Below are 21,900 nucleotides of genomic sequence, written 5' to 3'. Positions count from 1 at the left end.
CTGGTGGCTCCTACAGGTGTTACCGATGGTCTACACCCCGGTGGGGGCGCGCGTACATAACCGGTTGTTCGGGGTGCGGGGGTACCGGACGATCCTCGGGTGACCGAATACTCCCTTCACGCGTACGCCCGGCTGCCGCGCCGCTACCACGACCACCACGTCATGACGTCCACAGTGGACGCGTTCGGGCGGGCGCACTGGCTGCTGCGGGACAGGGGCCGGGACTCGCTGCCCCGGTATGACGCGCTCGTCGTGTCGGTCGGGTCCGGCGCGGCTCCCCACGAAACGCGGCTGAGCGCCGTCACCGCCCGCTTCCCCCACCTCGACGCCCTGCCCGACGGCTGTTTCGTCGTGGCGGACGCACGCAACCGCACCCCCGACGCGGGACAGGTCCAGGTCTTCGACGCGACGGGGTGCTGCGCCCGAACGTTCCGGCTAGGTGACGCGATCGAGCATCTGCTGGTCGACGAGAGCGGGGAGTTGTGGGTCGGATACTTCGACGAAGGAACCTTCGGGGAAGACGAATTGAGCTGCCCGGGCCTGCGCCGGTGGAGTGCGGCGGGCGAGCCGCTGTGGGCGTACACCGCGGTGCCCGGCGCCGACTTCATCACCGACTGCTACGCGCTCAACGTGTCGGGGACGACCGGCTGGTCCTGTGCCTACACCGACTTCGCCCTGGTGGAGAACCGTCCGGGGCGAGCCTCGCTGGCCCGCGCGAACCCGGTCCGCGGCGCGCAGGGGCTCGCCGTGCACGAGGGGCGCGTCGCGTTCTTCGGCGGATACCAGGACGACCACGACCGGCTGGTCGTCTGCTTCCTGGCGGGCCTGGAGGTACGCACGGTCGGGACGGGCCGGCTGACTCGCCCCGACGGCTCCCCACTGAGGTCCGGCCGCCAACGGATCGTCGGCCGTGGCCCCCGCCTCTACCTCCAGCACGCCCCTTGGACGGACTGGTCCGTCTTCGACCTCAGTGTCGTGTGACCACCCCGAGCGCGGGCAGGACCGTCTCGGCCACCCGGTACGCCTCTTCGAGCAGGGGGTTGCCGGAGAGGATGAACGTGTCCACGCCCAGTGCCCGGTATTCCTCCAGGCGCTCCACGACCTGGGCGGTGGAGCCGACGACCGCGGTGCCGGGGCCCGGCCGGAACAGGCTCATGCCGGGCCACAGGTTCGGGTGGGTCTCCAGTTCGCGGGCGCGGGCCGGGACCCTGCCCCCGTGCTGGCGGAACTGGCGCTGCCAGCCGACGCCGTCCTCCCCCGAGCGGTCGCCGAGCTGACGGGCGTACGTCGCCTCGCTGGTGACGTCGAGGAGTCGGTCGGCGGCGGCCCACGCCTCGTCCTCGGTGTCCCGGACGATGAGGTGCAGGCGCAGTCCGACGCGCAGGGTGCGGCCGTACGCGGCCGCGCGCTCGCGGACCCGGTCGAGTTTCTCCTTGAGCAGGTGCGGGGGTTCGCCCCACGTCAGATACACGTCGACGTGTTCCGCCGCCATCTCGATGCCGGGCGCGGAGGAGCCGCCGAACCACAGCGGCACGTGCGGATCCTGCACCGGCTTCAGGTCGCGGAAGGAGGCACCGGCGTTCTTGAGGTCGTAGAAGCGGCCCTTGTGGTCGAAGACCTCGCCCGCCGTGAGGCGTTTGACGATCGACCAGTACTCGGCGCTCAGCTCGTAGCGTTCGTCGTGCTCGACGTGGAGTCCGTACTCCTGGAGGGACTTGGTGGAGCCGTTGACGACGTTGAAGCGGAGCCGGCCGCCGAAGAGCGTGTCGAAGCTCAGCGCCATCTTGGCGAGGAGGGTCGGCGAGATCAGGCCGGGGTGGACGGCGAGCAGCGGCTGGAAGGCCGTGCTCGTGGAGGCGGCGAGGGCGCTGCCGAGCGGCCACACGTCGTACAGGTCGGTGGCGAGCAACGCGCCGGTGTAGCCGAGGCGTTCGACGGTCGAGGCGAGCTGCTGGAGGTAGCCGAGGTCGACGGGGCGGCGGCCCTCGGGCTCCCAGGGGTAGGCGCCCTCGCGCGGGATGATGTACCAGAGGACCTCGGGCGGGGCGGTGGTCGTCACGCCGGCACCTGCCCGGTGCGCGGTACGGCGTCGGCCACCCGGACCGGCCGCTCGACGAACCCGGTCCGTACGAAGATGTCCGCGGCCTGCTGCTGCTCGGCGAGGAACGCGTCCGTGACCTGCTCGATCCGCCAGGGCAGCGCCCTCAGCGCGGTCTCCCAGTCGTCGGCGGTGCCGCCCTGGTGCTCGGCGGCGATCTCGGCGGCCTCGCGCGGGTGCGCCTTCGCCCAGTCGTCGGCGCGCTGGAGGGCGCGGACCAGGGCGGCGACGACGTCAGGGCGCTGTTCGGCGAGGTCGCGGCGGGTGAAGAAGACGGAGCGGTCGGAGATGACGTCGCCGGTGCGCAGCAGTACGCGGACGCCCCCTTCGCGCAGGGCGGCGACGAGCTGCGGACCCTGGGCGACCCAGGCGGCGATCTCGCCCGAGCGCAGAAGGCCGGCGCTGTGTTCGTCGGAGCGTACGGCGGTGATGTCGGTGGCGTACGAAAGCCCGTGGTCGTCCAGGGACTTGGCGATCAGGTGGGTCTGCCAGGAGCCGATGGCGAGGTGCACCGTGGCGCCCTTGAGGTCGGTGACGGTGCGCACGGGACCGTCCTCGGCGACGAGGAGCGCGCCGTGGTCGGGGCGGGGCGCGGAGACGGCCGCGTACACGATGTCGTGTCCCGCTGCCTGCGCGGTGACGGGCGGGGTGGAGCCGGTGCCGCCGAAGTCGATGGTGCCGTCGGTGAGGAAGGCGCCGGTGCGCACGCCGTTGGCGTAGGCGTGGAAGACCGCTTCCTCGCCGACTGCGGCGAGTTCCTCCTGCGCGAAGTCGAGGCGCGAGAGGTAGTAGAGGGTCGGATTGCTGTTGTGCACGCCGATGGTGATGGTCATTCCGGGATCTCCTGTGCGGTGGGGTGGACGCCGAGGTCGGCGAGGAGGCGGCGGCGCAGGGCCGCGAAGGCGGGGTCGCCGGGGTCGCGCGGGTGGTCGACGGCGACGGTCTCGTCGGTGACGAGGCGGCCGTCGCGCAGGACGCAGACGCGGTCGGCGAGCCGTACGGCCTCGTCGACGTCGTGGGTGACGAGGAGGACGGCGGGGCGGTGGACGCGGCACAGTTCGCCGACGAGGTCCTGCATGCGCAGGCGGGTGAGGGCGTCGAGGGCGGCGAACGGCTCGTCCAGGAGCAGGAGTTCGGGCTCGCGGACGAGAGCGCGGGCGAGGGCCACACGCTGGGCCTCGCCGCCGGAGAGGGTGCCGGGCCAGGCGTCCACGTGCCGTTCGAGGCCGACCTCGGCGAGGGCGGCGCGTGCTCTGGTCCGGGTGGCGGCGCCGCGCGGCAGGGCGACGGCGACGTTGGCCAGGACCTTCTTGGAGGGGACGAGCCGCGGTTCCTGGAAGACGATGGTGCGGGCGCGCGGGACGAGCACCTCGCCGTCGTCGGCGGCGTCGAGGGCGCCGAGGATGCGCAGCAGCGTGGTCTTGCCGCTGCCGCTGGCGCCGAGGAGCGCCACGAACTCGCCGCGGGCGATGTCGAGTTCGAGCCCGTCGAGGACGTTCCGGTCGCCGAAGGTGCGGCGCAGCCCTGATATCCGTACAGCGGTCTCGGTGGTCGTCGTGGTCATCGGGCGGCCCCCTGCGCGATACGCCGCCACGGCATCAGGACGCGTTCGAGGAGGCGGACGAGGCCGTCGGCGGTGAGGCCGAGGAGGCCGTAGACGAGGATGCAGACGGCGAGGATGTCGGTGCGCGCGTAGCTCTGCGCCTGCGCCATCAAGTAGCCGATGCCCGCGGTCGCGTTGATCTCCTCGGCCGCGATGAGGGCGATCACGCTGAGCGTCATCGACAGGCGCAGGCCCGCGAGGAGCGACGGCAGCGCTCCGGGCAGGACGACCTCACGGACGATCGCGAGGCGCCCCATGCCGAAGCTGCGCATCGCCTCGACGAGTTTGCGGTCGGCGTTGCGGACGCCGCCGTACGTGGAGACGTACATGGGGAAGGTGGTGGCGACGGCGATGAGCAGGATCTTCGCGGTCTCGTTGATGCCGAACCAGACCATGAAGAGAGGGACGAGGGAGAGGAACGGGATGGTGCGCAGGGTCTGGAGGGAGGAGTCGAGGAGTTCGTCGCCGAGCCGGGTGAAGCCGGTGACGACGCCGAGGGTGAGCCCGGCCGTGAGACCGATGACGAGGCCGACGCCGGAGCGGGTGAGGGAGGTGGCGAGGGCGTCGGGCAACTGTCCATTGCCCCACAACTCCCCCACCGCGTCCAGGACTTCGGCCGGGGACGCGAGGACGTCCTTGGTGAGCAGGCCGGTGGCGGACGCGATCCACCACACGGCCAGCAGGAGGAGCGGGCCGAGGGCGCGGACGGTGAGGGCGTAGCCGCGGCGCCGGGGGCGTTCGCGGGGCGGGCGGGGCGCCACGAGGGTCGTGGGCCGCGCCGGGGCCTTCGCTTCGGTGGTGGTCGCCGTCATGACAGCTTCTCCACGTCGAGGAGGTGCGCGGCGATGTCCACCTTCGTCTTCGTGACCTTCTGGTCGGCGTAGAACCGGGCGACGGCCTCGAAGCGCTCGGTGTCCGCGTCCTCGATGGGTTCGACGGTGCCGCCCTGCCGGGTGATGGCGATCTGGGCCTTCTTCGCGGCGCCGTTCAGGGCCTGCGGTCCGGCGTCCGTGTTCACGTTCAGGTACGCGGCCGGGTCCGCCTTCTCCTTGGCGCTGGCGGTGTGCAGGTAGTCGTAGAGGGCGCGGACGACGTCGGGGTGCTGGTCGGCGAAGGCGGTGCGGACGGCGGTGAGGCTGTAGTTGTCGGAGCGGATCTCCTTGCCGGTGGCGATGAACTCGGCCTTGCCGGTGCCGAGTTCGGCGACGGAGTACGTCGACCAGACGGCCCACGCGTCGACCTTGCCGCTGTTGAAGACGGCGGCCGTCTGGTCGGGGCGCAGGTAGACGCGCTCGACCTTGGAGGCGGGGATGTGGTGCTCGGCGAGGGCCTTGAGGAGGAGGTACTCGCCGGTGCCGCCCTGGTTGACGGCGACCTTCTTGCCGACGAGGTCCTCGACGTCGTCGATGCCGGAGCCCTTCTTGGCGAGGATGCCCTCGCCGGCCGCGTCGGGCGCCGTGGCGGTGAAGAACGTGAAGCCGGGCGTCTGCGCGAGGGAGGTGATGCCGGAGGTGATGGAGCCGGTGGCGATGTCGAGCTGGTCGGCGTTCATGGCCTGGGCGGCGGGCGCGAACGGGCCCGCGCTGCCGGTCCACCGGACCTTCGCGTGCGCCTTGGCGAGTGCCTTGTCGAGGCTGCCGTCCTTCTTGCCGAGGGCGAGGACGCCGGAGTTCCCGGGGTCGGGAATGCGGATCACGACCTGCTTGGCGGCTCCGGCGTCGGCCTGCGAGGTGCCGCAGCCGGTGGCGAGGGCGGTGAGCGCCGCGGCGGCGGCGAGGGCGGCGACGGTGTTCTTGGTGTGCATGGCGGGCGTCCTCACGGTGCTTCGTCGGCGGTCGGCAGCAGGCGGGCCCGGCGCAGCGGCTCGGGGTCGGCCCACTGGTGCACGTCCACGGGTTCGGGCAGGAACCCGTGCGCGCGCAGGGAGCTCTCCTGCTGGGCCAGCAGGTCGAGCCGGTCGGCGGAGAGATCGGGGTGGAGGGTGCGGTGGGTGCCGGGGCGGTAGGCGCCCGCGACGCCTTCGGTGCCGGCGCCGGTCTCGGCGCCGAGGATGCGGGCCACGTCGCCGGGGTGGTCCGCGGCCCAGTCGGCGGCGCGCAGCAGCACGGCGAGGAAACGGTCGACGAGGTCGGGCCGGTCGTCGAGGAGGCGTTGGTGGACGGTGACGGGGCGGGGCGTGCCGTTGTTGACGCGATGCCGGCGGTCCGGCAACTCGTCGAGTTCGAGGGCGACTTGGGCTCCGGAGCGGCGGGCGGCCTCGACGGCGAGTGCGCCCTTGACGTAGACGGCGTCGACGTCTCCGCGGCGCAGCGCGGCCAGTTCGGCGGCCCACTGCCCCTCGTGTCCGTCGGCGGGTACGTCGACGAGGCGGGCGTCGTCGAGGGTGAGCCCGGCGGAGCCGAGCGCGCCCTCGAAGCCGCGCAGCGCCATGGCCCGCCAGAAGTCGATGGCGACGGAGTGCCGGGGTACGGCGAGGCGCAGGCCGCGCAGCCGCTCGGCGCCGCGCACCGCGCTGTCCGGGGCGACCAGGATCGTCTGCCGTTCCTCGATCCAGGTCAGGCCGATGAGCCGGGTCTCCTCGCCGCGCGAGCGGGCCCACAGCGCCGGCACGTTGCCGCCCTCGCGGAACAGTCCCGGCAGGGCGTGCGTGTAGTGGGTCAGACGGTCGACGTCCGGCGCGGCGTCCTGGAGGGAGCGTACGGCGATGCCGTCGGCGGCGAACTCGTCCGCGAGCCAGTGCCGGTCGGCGGCGATGCCGGTGGCCGTGGGCACGGGACAGCGGGTGAACCAGATCGTGTCGGGGGTGGTGCGCGGGGCGGTGACGTGCGGGGGCATGGCGGGTCCCGGGGTCAGGGTGCGGGGCAGGGCGGCGCGCGGGCGGGCGGGCGAGGGCCCACGGGCGGCGAAGAAAGAAGGTGTGCGGGGCGCGCGTCGGGCGACGTGCGGGAAGGCGTCCGGCGACGCGTCAGGCGGCGCGGCGACAGGAGGCGCTGGTCACGCGGGCCAGGTCGATGTGACGGCGCGTCGTGAAGGCGGCCGGTGCGGGGCGGGCGGCGGCCAGGGCGTGGTCGGTGCGACGGTGCACGGCTCGGCTCCCTTCCCGGAATCGACGTGGTGTGGTGCGGTGTGGCCGCAGACTGGCACGGGCTCGAGCCGCGCGGCAAGCGACGTCCCACCATGTGGGAGCGAGTGTGAACGCGTTGTTGCGCCGGGCCGTTGGGGGTGCCCGGAGCCGCCGCGATGTGGGACGTTTCCTGTCGTCCCCCTCGCTCCCTCCCCTCCCCCGGGTCCGCCTTGACCGATCACCCTCGCCCGCCCTCCGGCTCCCAGGCCGTGCGCCGCGCCCTCGATCTGCTGCACTGCTTCCACGACAACGGGCCCGACCTGAGCGCGTCCGACCTCGCCCGGCGCCTCGGCCTCACCGGGTCGACGGCACACCGGCTCGCCCGCACGCTGCTCGCGGCGGGCTTCCTGGAGCAGGACTTCCGCACGGCCCGCTACCGGCTCGGCCCCGCGGTGACCGAGCTGGGCCGGCTCTCCTACCACCAGCGGGGCCTGCACCTGGCCGCGCCGGAACTCGCCGATCTCGCCGAGCGCACCGGCGCGACCGCCGATCTGGCGCTGCGCAGCGGCCCGTACGCGGTGATCGTGGCGGGCGGCTCGGTCACCCCGAAGGTGGGCCTGCGTCGCCCGCTGCACTCCACCGCCCTCGGCAAGGCCCTGCTCGCCTGGCCGCGCCCCGGCGACGGCGACCTCGGCACGCTCCCTCCGCTGCACTCCTTCACCGAGCGCACGATCGTCGAACGGATGGCTTTGGAGCGGGAGTTGGCGTCGGTACGGGCGTCGGGCCACGCCCTGAACGACGGCGAGTCCGCGCTCGGCGTGCGCACCCTCGCCGTCCCGGTCCTGGACCGCGCGGGCCACGCCCGGTTCGCGCTCGCGGTGCGCGGGACCCCGGCGTCGCTGCCCGATGTCCGCATCCCGTGGTTCCTGGAGCGGGCCCGGGCCTGCGCGCGGGCCCTGGAGGTACTTCTGCTGCCACCGGGGGAACGCGGCGGCGCGTGAGGAGGCACGCCCGGGGCCCTGAGGTCAGCCGCGTGCGGCCCCGGCCAGAGTGCGGCGCATCGTCAGCACGTAACAGCCGCAGGAGACCACCATGCCGACGGGCAGCGCGAGGTCCACTCCGTCGAGCGCGGCGGCGATGGGCCCGGTGTAGAGCGTGTTCACGCAGAGCGCGGCCGAGCCCGCACCCGCCAACAGGGAGAAAGCACCTGCCCAGTTGACGCCGCCGCGGTACCAGAAGGGGCTGCCCGGACGCTCGTCGCAGAGCGCGGGACCGTCGTAGCGGTTGCGGCGCAGCACGATGTCGGTGGCGAACACGGCGACGGACGGGCCCAGCAGGACGACGGTGAGCTGCAGGACGTTGTTGACCGTGTCGAGGAAGTTGGAGATCAGCAGCCCGTACAGGGTGAGGGCGACCGCGGCCGTGCCGTCGAAGAGCACGCTCACCGAGCGGCGGATGCGCAGCCCGACGGCCTGGAGGGCGAGGCCCGCGCTGTACGCGGTCAGCGCGTTGAGGGCGATCGTGCCGAGGACGAGGGCGAGCAGGAAGACGGGCGTGAACCAGCCGGGCAGCAGCGACTCCAGGGCCGACTGCGGGTCGGTCATGTCGACGGCGGTCGCGGCGAGGACGCCGATGGCGCAGGTGAGGAAGCTGGAGACGATGCCGCCCAGCGCGGTCCAGCCGAGCACCGCCCGCTTCGACGTCGTCCGCGGCAGGTAGCGGGAGAAGTCGGCGCTGGTGGTGTACGAGAGCGGCCCCGACGCGATGAGGGTGATCCCGGCGATGACCGTGGCCCAGAGGTCGACGCCGGCGAGGCGGTGCTGGGGGACGTATCCGAAGTCCGCGTGCCGTACGACGGCGATCCCGACCACGGCGAAGATCGCGGCGAGGACGAGCGTGATGGGCAGGTACAGCTTCACGATCAGGGCGTGGCCGTACACGCTGATGGTCAGGGTGAGCGCGGCGATGACGGCGATCACGGCGATCTTGACGCCGGTGTTCGCGGGGATGCCGACCTTCTCGACGAGGGAGAAGGCGGCGACGGCCGCGGCGGACAGGTTGAGCGCGAAGTAGCAGACGGAGATCAGCCAGCCGGTGACCGCGTTGTTGACGCGGTTGCCGATGACGCCGAAGAGGGCCCGTGTGATGACTTCGCTGGGGGCGCCGGCGGCCGGGCCCGGTATCGCGAGCAGCCCGGTGAACAGCGAGAACAGGTTGCCGACGAGCAGCACCAGGAACGCCTGCCCCAGCGAGAGCCCCATCAGGATCAGGGCGCCGCCGACCACCAGGCTCAGATAGTTGACGCCGGTCGCGGCCCAGACCGCGAACAGCTCGCGTGCCGCGCCGCGCCGCTCCGCGTCCGGGATGTGGTCGATGCCGTGGGCCTCGATACGGCCGGCCACCGGCTCGGGCGGGGCCACGCCCGCGGCGCCGTCGGTATCGGGGAACGGATCGGGAAGCGTGGACGCCATGGAGCCCTCCGAGGGTGCCGAGCGGTGCCGGTTCTGCCGCCTGCTTGCTTATTGGTCGCACACTCAATAACGTGCGGGGCATGTCGTCAAGCGTTGAGCGCAAGCGAATCCGAAAGTCACCGGCCGAGAGACGTACGGAAATCGTCGCCTCGGCCGCTCAGATTGCGCTTTCCGAAGGTCTGGAGTGCGTGACGCTGCGGCGCATCGGCGAGGAGCTCGGCGTCCGGCCGGGGCTCGTGAGCCACTACTTCCCCTCGGCGGAGGACCTGGTCGCGGAGGCGTTCGGCAGCGCGGCGACGGCCGAACTGGACGCCCTCATCCCGGCGGAGCGTCCGGTCGGCACCCCGACGGAGCACCTGGCCCGCTTCCTGGCACGGACCATCGGCCATCCGGCGTGGGACGACATCAGCGCCCTGTGGATCAACGCCCGCCACCTCAGCCGCTACCGCCCGGCGCTGCGCGCGGAGGTCGCCGGACAGGAGGCCGCCTGGCGCGGCCGCCTCTCCGGCCTCCTCGCGGACGGCGTCGACCGCGGCGAGTTCCGCACCCCCGACCCCGTGGTCGTGGCCCTCCAGATCCTGGTCGTCCTGGACGGCCTGAGCGCGGACGGCACGTCGGCCCCGGAGGAGGTACCACCGGCGGTGGCCCGCATGGCGGTGACGACGGCGGAACGCGAACTCGGCCTGCCGCAGGGGACTTTGGCCGCCCCGTAAAGGGCGCGGGGTAACCACGCGACAAACCACGACGCACCCTGCACGCGCGACCGAACACCGCCACACCACCCCCGTGGGCGCGGGTTACTGCGCGCTCAGCCACGGACAACCCGCACCCGCACCACCCGCACAGGAGCCCCATGCACCCCCGACTCGCCCTGCTGAACGCCCGCCTCCTGGACCCGGCGACCGGCGGGGCCCTCCCGCACACGGCTCTGGCCGTGACGGAGGACGGCCGCATCGCCGCCCTCGGCACCGACCGGGAGATCCGCGCCCTCGCGCACCGGGCGACCACCACGATCGACCTCAAGGGCGCCACCGTCACCCCGGGCCTGGTCGACGGCCACCTGCACCCCGCCCACGGCGCCGAGCTCACCCACGGCCTCGACCTCTCCGGCTGCGCCGACCTGTCCGGCGTACGGGACGCGCTCGACCGGCACCGGCGGACCATCGCGCCCGGGGCGTGGCTGCACGCCTGGGGCCTGGACCCGAACGTCTTCGGTGACCGGCCGGTCGAGGCGGCGGCCCTGTCACCGGTGCTCGACGGTGTCCCCGCGCTGCTCCTGCTCTTCGACGCCCACTCGATGCTGGCGAGCCCGCGCGCGCTGGAGCTCGCCGGGGTGGACGGCCCGCGCACCTTCGACCAGGCCGCCGAGGTGGTCTGCGACGAGCGGGGCCGGCCCACGGGTCTGCTCCTGGAGGACGCGGCCTGCGAACTCGTCGAGCGGGCCGCGCCGCAGCCCACCCGCGCCGAGCGCCGCGACCGGCTCGCGGCGGCGCTGCGCGCCATGGCCGGGGCGGGCCTGACCGGCGGACACGCGATGGACGCGAACGGCGACAGCCTCGATCTGTACCGGGAGCTCGACGAGGCGGGTGAGCTGCCACTGCGGCTGCGCGTCGCGCCCTGGTGCCAGCCGGGCGCCGACGCCGACGCGCTGCGAGAGCTCGTCGAACTCCAGGGAACCGGCGGGCAGTTGTGGTCGGTCGCCGGGGTGAAGCTGTTCATGGACGGCACCATCGACAACGGCACGGCCTGGCTGGAGCGGCCCGACTGCCACGGCGAGTCGACGCACGCCTTCTGGCCGGACCCGGCCGCGTACACGCACGTCATCGGCGAACTGCACCGTGCCGGTGTACAGACGGCCACGCACGCCATCGGTGACGCGGCGGTCCGGCACGTCCTCGACTCGGTGGCGAAGGCGCAGGCCGAGTCACCGGCCCGGCTGCGGCACCGGGTCGAGCACATCGAGACCGTGCCCGACGACACCGTGCGCCGCTTCGCCGAGCTGGACGTCGTCGCCTCCATGCAGCCCACCCACTGCTGCGACTTCACCCGCGCCGACCACACCGACAACTGGTCGCGCCGGGTCGGCGAGGAGCGGGCCGACCGCGCCTGGCGCTGCCGCGACCTGTGGGACGCCGGCGCCCGCGTCGTACTCGGCTCGGACTGGCCGATCGCCCCCTACCCGCCGCTCGGCGTCATGGCGGGCGCCCGCCACCGCCGCCCGAGCCGCGACCTGACCCTGCCGCCGCACGGCCCCGAGCAGTCACTCACCGGCCTTGACGCGCTGCGGGCGATGACCGTGAACGCAGCGTACGCGTCCGGCGAGGAGGGGGTTGCCGGGCGGCTGGCCGTCGGGGCGCGCGCCGATCTGAGCGTGTTCGGCGGGGATCCTGTTGTCACCCCCGCGGTTGAACTGACGGAAATTCCGGTGCGGTTGACGGTGGTGGGCGGCTGGGTGACCCATCGCGCCGCCGATCTGTAGAGCTCCCGCGCTACGGACCCTGGGCATCGGAGCGCGCGGCGGCGGCCGCCTCCAGCAGGCGCCAGCCGTCGACCTCGGCAGGCCGCCGCTGCCCCGGATCCCACCCGCCGGCCAGCGCCGCGTCGAGCAGCGCCCGGACGGCGCCCGGCTCGTGCAGGTTCAGGTCCGCGCCCCGGACGAGGCCCACGTCCCCGGAACCGAAGGGGGCGCCGCCCGGGACGTACCGGCCGGAACCGGCGGCGAAGACGATGCGCAGCGGGCCGCCGGTGCCGGACGGTTGCGGGGTCAGGGTCAGGGTCTCGCGGCAGTCCACGGACCGGCCGTCGCCGTCCTTCCGGTGGCCGTGGCGCAGCGTCCACAGGTACGGGCGCCCGTCGGCGACCAGCCGGCGGGGCTTGTTCGCTCGGCGAGGCATGCCGCCGAGGGTACGCGGCCCGCACCGCGGCCGACCCCGCTCAGGCGTGATGCGGGTCGTCGTACTCCGGGATCGACCCGTCCGCCTTCTTCACCAGGAACAACCCCGCCATCCCCATGTCCGAGTGGCTCTGGACGTGACAGTGGTACATCCACGCCCCGGCCCCCACCCCCTCCCCCGCGATGATCTGGAACCCGAAGGAGTCCGCCGGGCCGCAGATCTTGTTGTCGAGGACCTGGGTGGGGTCGTCGGGTCCGGTGAGCATGCCGGTGCGGTTGTCGGCCCAGCGGTGACCGTGCATGTGGAACGTGTGGTAGTACTCGCCGTGCGTGATCATGACGATCTCGACCCGATCGCCCACCGTGGCTTCGAAGTTGGGGGCTTCGTGGGCGGCCTTGTTGTTGATCGTCATGTCGTTGAAGACGATCGTGAAGGTCTTGCCGGGGTCGGGCAGGATGTCGCCCTTGCGGCGCACGATCACCGGGCCGTAGAGCCCCTTCCTGATGCCACCCGTCCCGTGGTCCGTCCCCACCACGTGGTCGTGGTAGTGCCAGTAGCCGGCCGTACCCGCCCGCCAGGTGCCGTCCTTGCGGCGGCCCGGCGCGTGGGTGCGCCAGGTGTAGGTGCGGGTGCCGCCCGGTTCGACATGGCTGCGGTTCATGCGAGTGCCGTCGCTGGAGATCTCGTAGTCCATGCCGTGGACGTGCAGGCTCGCGTCGACGTCGGTGAGGTTCTCGAACTCGATGTGGAGGGTGTCGCCCTCGTTGAGTTCGATCAGCGGGCCGGGGACGGACGCCTTGCCCTTCTCGAAGCCGTAGCCGAGCTGACCGTCCGCGAGCTTCTCCGCGTACATCTTGATCCGCTTGGTCTCGCCGCCCGCGGGCGCGGTGCGCGGCGGGGTGTCGGCGCCCACCGCCTCGGGGGCCGATGCCGCGAGCGACAACGATGTCACACCGGCCGTCGCGGCCACCGCGCCGCCGATCAGCATGCGGCGGCTCAGCGCTCGCCGGTCCTGCACGGTCGCCTGGATCCGTTCGTCGTCTCGTTCCGTGTCACGTTCCGTCACGGCCAACTCCCCACCCTCGTACGGGCTTTCACGTCGCGCTGAGCACCGTAGCCACGTGATCTTCGTTTATCCACACTCAGGACAAAGTTTGTGCGATTGCGGTCATACCTATTGGCGGACCCAGAAAAGAGGTCTAGCTTTCTCCGCGCTGTTGCTGTGTCCGACGAGGGGTGGGTGAACACATGCGGCGCGTACCGCATCAAAAGCCGTTGCCCGTACGAGAGTTCAGAGCGAGCCGACGGAGACGCGCACGGATCTGGGCAGGGGGCGTCGCGGCCGGCGCGCTCGCCGCGGGACTGCTCAGCGGGCCGAGCGCCAGCGCGTATCCGGACCCGGGTGGACCCGTGACAACGATGTCCGTGAAGTCGCCGCCGGGCGGCGCCACGGTGCGGGTCCTGGTCTTCTACGGGTCCGCGGCGGGCGGCGACGAGTCGCCCGTGGTGAACGCGGGCATCGAGGCGATCGAGAAGATCGGACAGTCGGGGCCCGCGGACCAGCGGTTCACGATCACCGCGACCGACGACGCCTCCGTCTTCACGAACGGCACCAAGATGGGGCGCTTCAACTCCGTGGTGTTCCTGACGGGCGGCGGCGACGTCCTCGACCCGGACCAGGAGGCCGGCCTGGAGGCGTACATGGAGGCCGGCGGCGGGTTCGTCGGCATCCATGACGCGGCGCGCGCCGAGCCGTACTCGGACTGGTTCACCGGTCTGGTCGGCGCCCGGCCCGCCGCCTCGTCGCCGACTGCCGTGCAGCGGGCGACCGTCGAGGTCGGCGACCGCCAGAACCCGGCGACGAAGGACCTGCCGACGCAGTGGAAGCGGCCCGACCAGTGGCTGAACTGGACGAAGAACCCGTCCGGCGACGTCCACACGGTCGCGCGGGTGCGCGAGTCGACGTACAAGCCGGGTGACAGCGCCAACGGCTGGGACCACCCGGTGAGTTGGTGCCGTGACTACGACGGCGGCCGGTCCTTCTACACCGGCATGGGCGGGACCGCGTCGTCGTACGACGAGGTGGACTTCCGCGACCATCTGCGCGGTGCGCTGCTGTGGACGACGCGGCTCGTGCGTGCCGACTGCAAGGCGACGATCAACGGCAACTACAAGGCCGAGCGGCTGACCCAGCCGAACCAGGCCGGGCAGAACGACCAGATCGGCGAGCCGCACGGGCTCGTGACCGCGCCCGACGGGCGGGTGATCTACATCGGCCGTGGCGGCGCGGACTCCTCGCAGCCGGTCGTCACCGACTGGAACGACCCCGACGTCGGCAAGGGCAAGGGGCAGATCCACGTCTACGACCCGAAGACCAAGAAGGTCACCCTCGCCGGGGAGTTGACCGTCTTCGGCAACAAGGGCGGCGGGGACGAGCTGATCAAGGTCGAGGAGGGTCTCCTCGGGATCGAGCTGGATCCGAGGTTCGAGCAGAACGGGTGGGTGTACCTGCACTACACGCCGCACTCGGGCCTCGACCGCGACAAGCAGATGGCCCAGCGTCAGGTCTCGCGCTTCACCCTGGACCTGAACACGAACAAGCTGGACCTGAGCAGCGAGAAGGTGCTCCTCAAGTGGCCGGTGCAGGTGCACAGTTGCTGCCACGCGGGTGGCGGGATGGCCTGGGACTCCAAGGGCAACCTCTACATCGCGACCGGTGACAACAACTCCTCGCAGTTCAGCGACGGTTACTCGGGCAACAACCCGGAGCCGAACTACAAGGGCGTCTCGTTCGCCGACGCGCGCCGCACCGCGGGCAACACCCACAACCTCAACGGCAAGATCCTGCGCATCCACCCGGAGGCCGACGGGACGTACACCCTGCCGGAGGGCAACCTCTTCACCGGCAAGGAGACCGCCGAGGGCGGCGGGAAGACGCGCGGGGAGATCTATGTGATGGGTGTGCGCAACCCCGCGCGCATCTCCATCGACAAGAAGACCGACACCCTGTACGCCGGGTGGGTCGGCCCGGACGCCGGTGAACCGTCGACGACGTGGGGCCCGGCCAAGTACGACACGTTCGCCGTCATCACCAAGGCGAGCAACCGGGGTTGGCCGTACTGCATGGGCAACAAGCAGCCCTACCGCGACCGCAATCTGCCGGACCCGACGAAGCCGCTGGGCTGGTACGACTGCGACCACCCGAAGAACGAGTCGCCGAACAACGACGGTCTCGTGAACCTGCCGCCGGTGACCGGCAACAACATCTGGTACTCGCCGCAGGGCGGGGCGCCCGACTACCCGCGCGACGCGAACGGCGTTCCTTCGTACAAGAAGGAGGAGGCCAAGTACCTGCTGCCGTGGCTGAAGGGCGGCGGGCAGGCGGCGATGGACGGTCCCGTCTACCGGTACGACGCCTCGATCCCGAACGCCGACAAGTGGCCGAGCTACTGGGACGGCAAGTGGTTCGTCGGTGACTTCTACGACTCCGACCAGCCGCGCAACGCGGTGCTCACCGACCCGGCGACGCACGGCGACGGATCGATCCCGATCCACTCCGAGTCGCTGAAGAAGATCGTGCCGATCGGCAACGACGGCATCAAGAACCTCATGGACTGGAAGTTCGGTCCCGACGGCGCGCTGTACGTCCTCGACTACGGGCGCGGCTTCTTCACCTCCGACAGCAAGTCGGCGCTGTGGAAAGTCACTTACACCGGCGGCGAGCCGACTCCGGCGGCCGATCAGCTCGCCAGGAAGGGCTGACCCATGCGAACCGTGCGAACTGTGCGACCCAAGAGATCCCACCGATCCCCCGGCAGGCACAGACACCTGGTGGCCCTGCTCGCCGCGCTGCTCATGCTCCTCGGGCTCGGCGGCACGCAGGCCGCGTACAGCCAGCCGGAGCCGTCCGCGGCGGCCGACCAGGTGCTGACGTGGACGGCCGGCGACGACATCACGAAGTACGGGTCGGCGCCGACGACGGCGGTGGCCGGCAAGGCCACGATCGTCTTCGAGAACAGCGCGGCGACCGGCAACACCATGGGGATGCCGCACACGTTGACGTTCGACGTGTCGGACCCCGAGTACAACAACGACGTCCCGCTGAACATCCTGGCCAACCCGAACGACGACCAGGGCGGCAAGCACACGGCGGAGGTCACCCTCTCCCCCGGCCGCTACCGCTACCACTGCACGATCCCCGGCCACACCTCGATGCAGGGCATCCTCGTGGTGACCGAGGACGGCGGCGGTGACGACACGACGGCTCCGGAGACCTCGGCGAAGGCCGAGGGGACGACCAACTCCGACGGCGCGTTCGTCGGTTCGGCCTCGGTGACGGTCGCCGCGTCGGACGACGGCTCGGGCGTCGACCGCATCGAGTACGCCCTCGACGACGGCGCCTACACGCCGTACACGGCTCCGGTCGTCGTCGACCAGGTCGGCGCGCACACACTGAAGTACAAGGCGACGGACAAGGCGGGCAACGCCGCGGCCGAGAAGTCGCTCGACTTCACGGTCGTCGCGCCGCCGACGGACGACCGGACGCCGCCGGAGACGTCGGCGACGGTGACCGGGGAGAAGAACGCCGACGGCGCGTACGTCGGCATGGCCACGGTCACGGTGAGCGCGTCCGACACCGGGTCGGGGGTCAACTCTGTTGAGTACGCGATCGGTTCGGACGGTGCCTGGCAGCCGTACACCGCTCCGGTCATGGTCCACGACCCGGGCACGTACACGGTGCGCTACCGGGCCACGGACAAGGCGGGCAACCAGGCAGCCGAGAAGTCCGTCGACTTCACCGTCGTCGCGCCGCCCGCGCAGGACACGACCCCGCCCTCCGTCTCGCTGACGGTCGGCGGCGACAAGAACTCCGACGGCGCCTACATCAACAGCGCGAAGCTGACGCTGACGGCGACGGACGACGACTCCGGGGTCGACAAGGTCGAGTACTCGCTCGACGGCGGCCCGTACCTCGCCTACACCGCACCGGTGTCGGTGGACCGCGTGGGCGCGCACTCGGTCGCGTACCGGGCGAGCGACAAGGCGGGCAACACCGCCGAGCCGCAGACCTTCGTGTTCGCGGTCGCGTCCGGCGGCGGGGTCCCGGCCCCCAACTGCCCCGAGCTCGACGAGCGTTCCACCGTCTTCGTGGGTGACACGGACACCGGCATTCCGAACCGGGTCACCAACAATCGCTGCCGGATCGGCGAGTTGATCGAGGACGAGAAGGACTGGACGTCGCACGCGCTGTTCGTGAAGCACGTGAAGACGGTCACCGACAAGCTCCTCAAGGAAGGTGTGATCGACCAGCGCGAGTACAACAAGATCAACAAGGTGGCGAAGGCGTCCCCGATCGGCAAGCCCGGCCAGACCGAGGGCTACACCAAGATCCTGGACGGCACTCAGGAGCAGTTCGCCAAGTGGGAGCAGGTCGGCGGCGGCAGGTTCAACCTGAACGAGGACGGCTCGATCACCAGCCGTACCGATGTGTCGGGCATGGGCATGCTGTGGTTCCCGGCCCGCAAGTACGGCGACTTCTCGCTGAAGCTGCAGTGGCGTGACGACGCGCCGGGCACGGGCAACGCCAACGGCGGTGTGTTCGTGCGCTTCCCGTGGGTGCACGACAACCCCGAGGAGCCGAACCCGGAGTGGGTCGCCATCAAGTACGGGCACGAGATCCAGGTGCTCGACAAGCCCGACGGCGACATGTACAAGACCGGTTCGGTCTACGGCTTCGACCGGGTCGGCCTCGCGGGCGCGGGCGTCACCCAGAAGGGCACGTGGAACGACTACGAGGTCAAGGTGGTGGACCAGCACTTCTCGATCTACCGCAACGGTGTGCTGATCAACGAGTTCGACAACACCGGAGGCCAGGTCTTCGAGCCGCCGCGGGGCGACGACCCGGGCACGGACGGCCGGCGCTACGCCTCCGGCTACCTCGGGCTCCAGGTGCACAGCACGACGGATGTCATCTCGTACCGGGACATCCGCGTCAAGGACCTCTGAGTCGTTCGGTCCGTAGGTGAGTCGAGCCGGGTCAGTCCTCGTGTCTGGCCCGGCTCGGCTGCACCCGCTTGGGCTCGCCCGGCATCTTCGGGTACTCGGGCGGGTACGGCAGATCACCGAGGCCGCGGTCCTTCTCGTCCCTGTCGGCCAGTTCGAGCAGCGCGTCGAGGGAGTACCGCTCGGCGTCCATGTCGGCGTGCACGTCGCCGAGTTCGGCGTACCGCTTGGGCATGGAGACGATGTCGAAGTCCCGGGGCAGCGCGTCGCCGAGCTCGTCCCAGGTGAGCGGGGCGGAGACCGGGGCGTGCGGGCGGGCGCGGACCGAGTAGGCGGAGGCGATGGTGCGGTCCCGGGCGGTCTGGTTGTAGTCGACGAAGATCCGCTCGCCTCGCTCCTCCTTCCACCAGGCCGTGGTGACCGACTCCGGCATGCGGCGCTCCAGTTCGCGGCCGCAGGCGATCGCGGCGCGGCGCACCTCGGTGAAGGTCCAGCGCGGCTCGATGGGCACGAAGACGTGCAGGCCGCGTCCGCCGGAGGTCTTGGGCCAGCCGCGCAGGCCGCCGAACTCGTGGAGCACGGCGCGCAGTTCGCGGGCGGCGTGCACGGCGTCGGCATACTCGGTACCGGGCTGCGGGTCGAGGTCGATGCGGAGCTCGTCGGGCCGGTCGGGGTCGGAGCTCCGCACCGGCCACGGATGGAAGGTGAGGGTGCCGTACTGGGCGGCCCACACCACGGCGGCGATCTCGGTGGGGCACATCTCGTCGGCGGTGCGCCCCGACGGGAAGGTGATGGTGGCCGTCGGGATCCAGTCGGGCAGGTTCTTCGGGGCGCGCTTCTGGTAGAACGACTCGCCGGTGATGCCGTCGGGGTAGCGCTCCAGGGTGGTGGGACGGTCGCGCAGCGCGCGCAGGATGCCGTCACCGACCGCGAGGAAGTAGTTCGCGAGGTCCAGCTTCGTATATCCGGACCCGGCGGCTCCCGACCCACCGCCGTCGGGGAAGAACACCTTGTCGGGGCTGGACAGACGCACCGTCCGTCCGCCCGCCGTCAGCTCCACTGCCGCGCCCTTGCTGCCCATGGGCCCACGCTAGGCCGCCCGGCCGCGGCGCGCATACCGGGCGATACCTGAACGTACGGGACAGAATCGAGGTATGGATCTTCCCGTGATGCCGCCGGTCCGGCCGATGCTCGCCAAGTCCGCCGCCAAGATCCCGGCGGGGATGCACTACGAGGCGAAGTGGGACGGTTTCCGGGCGATCGTGTTCCGCGACGGGCCGGAGATCGAGCTCACGAGCCGCAGCACCAAGTCGCTGACCAGGTATTTTCCCGAGCTGGTCGCGGCGCTGGCGCAGCGGCTTCCGGAGCGCTGCGTGCTGGACGGGGAGATCGTGATCGCGCGGGACGGGCGGCTCGACTTCGACGCGCTGACCGAGCGGATCCACCCGGCGGTCTCCCGGGTGAACACCCTCGCCGAGCGCACACCGGCGTCGTTCGTGGCCTTCGACGTACTGGCCCTCGGCGACGAGTCGCTGGTGGCCCAGCCGCTGACGGAGCGCAGGAAGCGCCTGGAGGAGGCCCTCGCGGACGCCTCCGCGCCGCTGCACGTGGCGCCCGCGACGAACGACACCGAGCTGGCGCAGCGCTGGTTCGAGCAGTTCGAGGGCGCGGGCCTGGACGGCGTCGTCGCCAAGCCGCTGAGCCTGCGCTACCGGCAGGACGAGCGGCTCATGATCAAGATCAAGCACGAGCGGACGGCGGACTGCGTGGTCGCCGGGTACCGCTTCCACAAGAGCGGCCCGGTCATCGGTTCACTGCTGCTCGGCCTCTACGACGACGAGGGCGCCCTGCAGCACGTCGGGGTTTGCGCGGCCTTCACCATGAAGCGGCGCACGGAACTGGTCGCCGAGCTGGAGCCGCTGCGCATGGACGACCCGGCGGGGCATCCGTGGGCGGCCTGGACCGACGAGGCCGCACACGAGACGAAGCGGATGCCGGGCGCGGCCAACCGCTGGAGCGGCAAGAAGGACCTGTCCTGGGTGGCGCTGCGGCCGGAGCGGGTGGCCGAGGTGGCGTACGACCACATGGAGAAGGGCGCGCGCTTTCGGCACACGGCCCGGTTCCGCCGCTGGCGCCCGGACCGGGACGCGGAGAGCTGTACGTACGCGCAGCTGGAGGAGCCGGTGTCGTTCGACCTCTCGGAGGTGCTGCGCTGAAGCGTGGTCATCGGCGGCGCCCGCTGGGTATGCAGGGGCCGTGGACGGGATTCGTAGGCGAGGGTTCGTCGCCGGTGCGCTCGGGGTGTTCGTGGCGGCCTGCACACCGGGCGGCCTGCCCGACGGGAAGGGCTCCGGCACGCCCGGCCAGGCTGCTGCCCTGCTCGCCGTGAAGATCGACAACGTGGGCGCGGCGCGTCCGCAGACCGGCGTCGAGGACGCCGACATCGTGTACGCGGAGCAGGTGGAGGGCGGCCTCAGCCGGCTGATGGCGGTCTTCGGGACGCGGGTCCCGGACGTGGTGGGGCCGGTGCGCAGCGCCCGCGAGACCGACCTGGAACTGTTGCGCCAGTTCGACCGGCCGACACTCGCCTACTCGGGGGCGCAGGGCAGGCTCCAGCCCCTGATCGACGCGGCGCCGCTGCGGGCGGCCCCGCAGGGCAAGGAGGGCGGCGCCTACTTCCGGGGCGGCGGGAAGCCGGCCCCGCACAATCTGTATCTGCGGCCGGAGAAGCTCGGCCGGACGACGTCGGGGGCGGGCGCGGGGGCCGCCGCCGGATTCCGGTTCGCGGCGCGGGCGCCCGCCGGCGGCCGGCCGGAGACGGAGCGCACGGTGCGGTTCCCCTCGGCCCGGTTCACCTTCAACTGGTCGGCGGGGAAGGGGCGTTGGCTGGTGAGCATGGACGGGCGGGCCGCGACGACAGCGGGTGGCACGCGGCTCGCGGCGCCGACGGTCGTCGTCCAGTACGTCGACGTCGAGCCGTCCCGCTTCCACGACAAGCTGGGCAACGCCTCTCCCCTGTCGCGCACCGTGGGTTCGGGGCGGGCGGTGGTGCTGCGGGACGGGCGGGCGTACGACGCGCGGTGGGAGCGCCGGGCGCCGCAGGACGGCACGGAGTTCACGGCGGCGAAGGGCGGAAGCCCGCTGGCGTTCGCGCCCGGCCAGGTGTGGGTGGTGTTCGCGAAGGCTTAGGCCGTGTCCGCGAAGTTCCTCCGTCCGCCGGGGCAGGAGGGACTTTGCGGACACGACCTAGCCCGGCTGCGTCGCCGTCAGCGGCTCGGCCGGGTTGCGCAGGCCCTCCGCCGCGTCGCAGACCCGCTGGATCAGGTCGAAGAAGACGGTCTGCTCGGCGCCGTCGAGCGGCCCCAGGAGGACCTGGTTCATCCGGGCCGTGCGCACGGTCAGCTTCTTGTGCGTGCGCAGCCCTTCCGGGGTGAGCCGCAGCAGGGAACGGCGCCCGTCCTGCGGGTCGCGCACCTTGTCGATCAGCTCGCGCCGGGTGAGCCGGCTGATCACCTCGGCGATCGTCGACCGGTCGAGGCCGACGCGCTCGCCGACCGTGCGCTGGTCCAGGCCCGGCTCGGCGACCAGCGTGTTCAGGACCGCGAACTGCGGGGACGTGATCTCCTCCGAGACCATCGTGTTCCACAGCAGATAGTGCGCCTGCTGCAGCCGTCGGGCGAGGTGCCCGGGATGGGTGGTCAGATCCACCGCGGCCATCACGGCCCTCCTTGCGATACGTCGGTCAGCGCGCCCATTTAAGCCGGTGT

Annotated in this window: 20 protein-coding genes; 8 read left to right on the top strand and 12 right to left on the bottom strand. The window is 71.8% G+C overall.

Features of this window, described 5'->3' with window-relative positions; translation table 11 throughout:
- The first annotated feature begins 99 nt into the window (after positions 1-99).
- On the top strand, positions 100-981 hold the full coding sequence (locus B072_RS0133790) for a hypothetical protein (protein WP_018534403.1): 882 nt from the start codon (positions 100-102) through the stop codon (positions 979-981).
- On the opposite strand, the gene B072_RS0133785 is transcribed toward B072_RS0133790, so the two are convergent.
- The 7 genes from B072_RS0133785 to B072_RS49860 form a co-directional block, all read right to left on the bottom strand.
- Positions 968-2,059 (bottom strand): LLM class flavin-dependent oxidoreductase, encoded by a 1,092-nt coding sequence (locus tag B072_RS0133785; protein ID WP_018534402.1) that lies wholly within the window; start codon positions 2,057-2,059, stop codon positions 968-970. The two genes, B072_RS0133790 and B072_RS0133785, sit on opposite strands and share 14 nt — an antisense overlap.
- A complete protein-coding gene (locus B072_RS0133780) occupies positions 2,056-2,931 on the bottom strand; it encodes an ABC transporter substrate-binding protein (protein ID WP_018534401.1) in 876 nt (291 codons plus the stop codon). Before B072_RS0133780 ends, B072_RS0133785 begins: the two co-directional genes overlap by 4 nt.
- Positions 2,928-3,662: an ABC transporter ATP-binding protein gene (locus tag B072_RS0133775; protein WP_018534400.1), complete on the bottom strand. Its 735-nt coding sequence runs from the start codon at positions 3,660-3,662 to the stop codon at positions 2,928-2,930. Before B072_RS0133775 ends, B072_RS0133780 begins: the two co-directional genes overlap by 4 nt.
- Positions 3,659-4,513, bottom strand: a complete 855-nt coding sequence (locus B072_RS0133770; RefSeq protein ID WP_018534399.1) for an ABC transporter permease — start codon at positions 4,511-4,513, stop codon at positions 3,659-3,661. The genes B072_RS0133775 and B072_RS0133770 overlap by 4 nt, the downstream gene beginning before the upstream one ends.
- The gene (locus tag B072_RS0133765; protein ID WP_018534398.1) at positions 4,510-5,505 is read right to left on the bottom strand and encodes an NrtA/SsuA/CpmA family ABC transporter substrate-binding protein; all 996 of its coding nucleotides are present in this window, start codon (positions 5,503-5,505) and stop codon (positions 4,510-4,512) included. The genes B072_RS0133770 and B072_RS0133765 overlap by 4 nt, the downstream gene beginning before the upstream one ends.
- A gap of 11 nt (positions 5,506-5,516) precedes the next feature.
- The gene (locus B072_RS0133760) at positions 5,517-6,536 is read right to left on the bottom strand and encodes an ABC transporter substrate-binding protein (protein ID WP_018534397.1); all 1,020 of its coding nucleotides are present in this window, start codon (positions 6,534-6,536) and stop codon (positions 5,517-5,519) included.
- 130 nt (positions 6,537-6,666) lie between these two features.
- Positions 6,667-6,786 (bottom strand): putative leader peptide, encoded by a 120-nt coding sequence (locus B072_RS49860; protein ID WP_018534396.1) that lies wholly within the window; start codon positions 6,784-6,786, stop codon positions 6,667-6,669.
- 248 nt (positions 6,787-7,034) lie between these two features.
- Here B072_RS49860 and B072_RS0133750 point away from each other — a divergent pair, with 248 nt between their 5' ends.
- The gene (locus B072_RS0133750; protein ID WP_018534395.1) at positions 7,035-7,766 is read left to right on the top strand and encodes an IclR family transcriptional regulator domain-containing protein; all 732 of its coding nucleotides are present in this window, start codon (positions 7,035-7,037) and stop codon (positions 7,764-7,766) included.
- A 24-nt stretch (positions 7,767-7,790) separates the two neighbouring features.
- Here the strand turns inward: B072_RS0133750 and B072_RS0133745 are convergent, their stop codons facing one another.
- The gene (locus tag B072_RS0133745) at positions 7,791-9,236 is read right to left on the bottom strand and encodes a purine-cytosine permease family protein (RefSeq protein WP_018534394.1); all 1,446 of its coding nucleotides are present in this window, start codon (positions 9,234-9,236) and stop codon (positions 7,791-7,793) included.
- Positions 9,237-9,424: 188 nt separating this feature from the next.
- On the opposite strand from B072_RS0133745, the gene B072_RS0133740 reads away from it, so the two are divergent.
- A complete protein-coding gene (locus tag B072_RS0133740) occupies positions 9,425-9,949 on the top strand; it encodes a TetR family transcriptional regulator C-terminal domain-containing protein (RefSeq protein ID WP_018534393.1) in 525 nt (174 codons plus the stop codon).
- A gap of 140 nt (positions 9,950-10,089) precedes the next feature.
- Positions 10,090-11,715 carry an amidohydrolase gene (locus B072_RS0133735; protein ID WP_018534392.1) on the top strand — a complete coding sequence of 542 codons (1,626 nt, stop codon included), beginning with the start codon at positions 10,090-10,092 and terminating at the stop codon, positions 11,713-11,715.
- 10 nt (positions 11,716-11,725) lie between these two features.
- On the opposite strand, the gene B072_RS0133730 is transcribed toward B072_RS0133735, so the two are convergent.
- Together B072_RS0133730 and B072_RS0133725 are read right to left on the bottom strand one after the other, a co-directional pair.
- Positions 11,726-12,130, bottom strand: coding sequence for a hypothetical protein (locus tag B072_RS0133730; RefSeq protein WP_018534391.1), 405 nt, complete (start codon positions 12,128-12,130; stop codon positions 11,726-11,728).
- 40 nt (positions 12,131-12,170) lie between these two features.
- The gene (locus tag B072_RS0133725; RefSeq protein ID WP_026246570.1) at positions 12,171-13,118 is read right to left on the bottom strand and encodes a multicopper oxidase domain-containing protein; all 948 of its coding nucleotides are present in this window, start codon (positions 13,116-13,118) and stop codon (positions 12,171-12,173) included.
- A 260-nt stretch (positions 13,119-13,378) separates the two neighbouring features.
- Here B072_RS0133725 and B072_RS0133720 point away from each other — a divergent pair, with 260 nt between their 5' ends.
- Both B072_RS0133720 and B072_RS0133715 read left to right on the top strand, forming a co-directional pair.
- Complete coding sequence (locus B072_RS0133720) at positions 13,379-15,892, top strand: ThuA domain-containing protein (RefSeq protein WP_078506670.1); 2,514 nt, start codon at positions 13,379-13,381, stop codon at positions 15,890-15,892.
- Between the two features lie 93 nt (positions 15,893-15,985).
- The gene (locus B072_RS0133715) at positions 15,986-18,136 is read left to right on the top strand and encodes an OmpL47-type beta-barrel domain-containing protein (protein ID WP_234018991.1); all 2,151 of its coding nucleotides are present in this window, start codon (positions 15,986-15,988) and stop codon (positions 18,134-18,136) included.
- A 31-nt stretch (positions 18,137-18,167) separates the two neighbouring features.
- Here B072_RS0133715 and ligD read toward each other — a convergent pair whose 3' ends face one another.
- On the bottom strand, positions 18,168-19,214 hold the full coding sequence (gene ligD / locus B072_RS0133710; protein ID WP_018534387.1) for a non-homologous end-joining DNA ligase: 1,047 nt from the start codon (positions 19,212-19,214) through the stop codon (positions 18,168-18,170).
- Positions 19,215-19,287: 73 nt separating this feature from the next.
- On the opposite strand from ligD, the gene B072_RS0133705 reads away from it, so the two are divergent.
- Both B072_RS0133705 and B072_RS0133700 read left to right on the top strand, forming a co-directional pair.
- Complete coding sequence (locus tag B072_RS0133705; protein WP_026246568.1) at positions 19,288-20,349, top strand: ATP-dependent DNA ligase; 1,062 nt, start codon at positions 19,288-19,290, stop codon at positions 20,347-20,349.
- Positions 20,350-20,389: 40 nt separating this feature from the next.
- Positions 20,390-21,322, top strand: a complete 933-nt coding sequence (locus B072_RS0133700) for a DUF3048 domain-containing protein (protein WP_106432987.1) — start codon at positions 20,390-20,392, stop codon at positions 21,320-21,322.
- A gap of 57 nt (positions 21,323-21,379) precedes the next feature.
- On the opposite strand, the gene B072_RS0133695 is transcribed toward B072_RS0133700, so the two are convergent.
- On the bottom strand, positions 21,380-21,850 hold the full coding sequence (locus tag B072_RS0133695) for a MarR family winged helix-turn-helix transcriptional regulator (RefSeq protein ID WP_018534384.1): 471 nt from the start codon (positions 21,848-21,850) through the stop codon (positions 21,380-21,382).
- Between the last annotated feature and the right edge of the window lie 50 nt (positions 21,851-21,900).

Origin of the sequence: Streptomyces sp. HmicA12 (genome assembly GCF_000373565.1) — a bacterium.
Taxonomy (GTDB): Bacteria; Actinomycetota; Actinomycetes; order Streptomycetales; family Streptomycetaceae; genus Streptomyces.
This window is presented reverse-complemented; position numbering and strand designations above follow the sequence as displayed.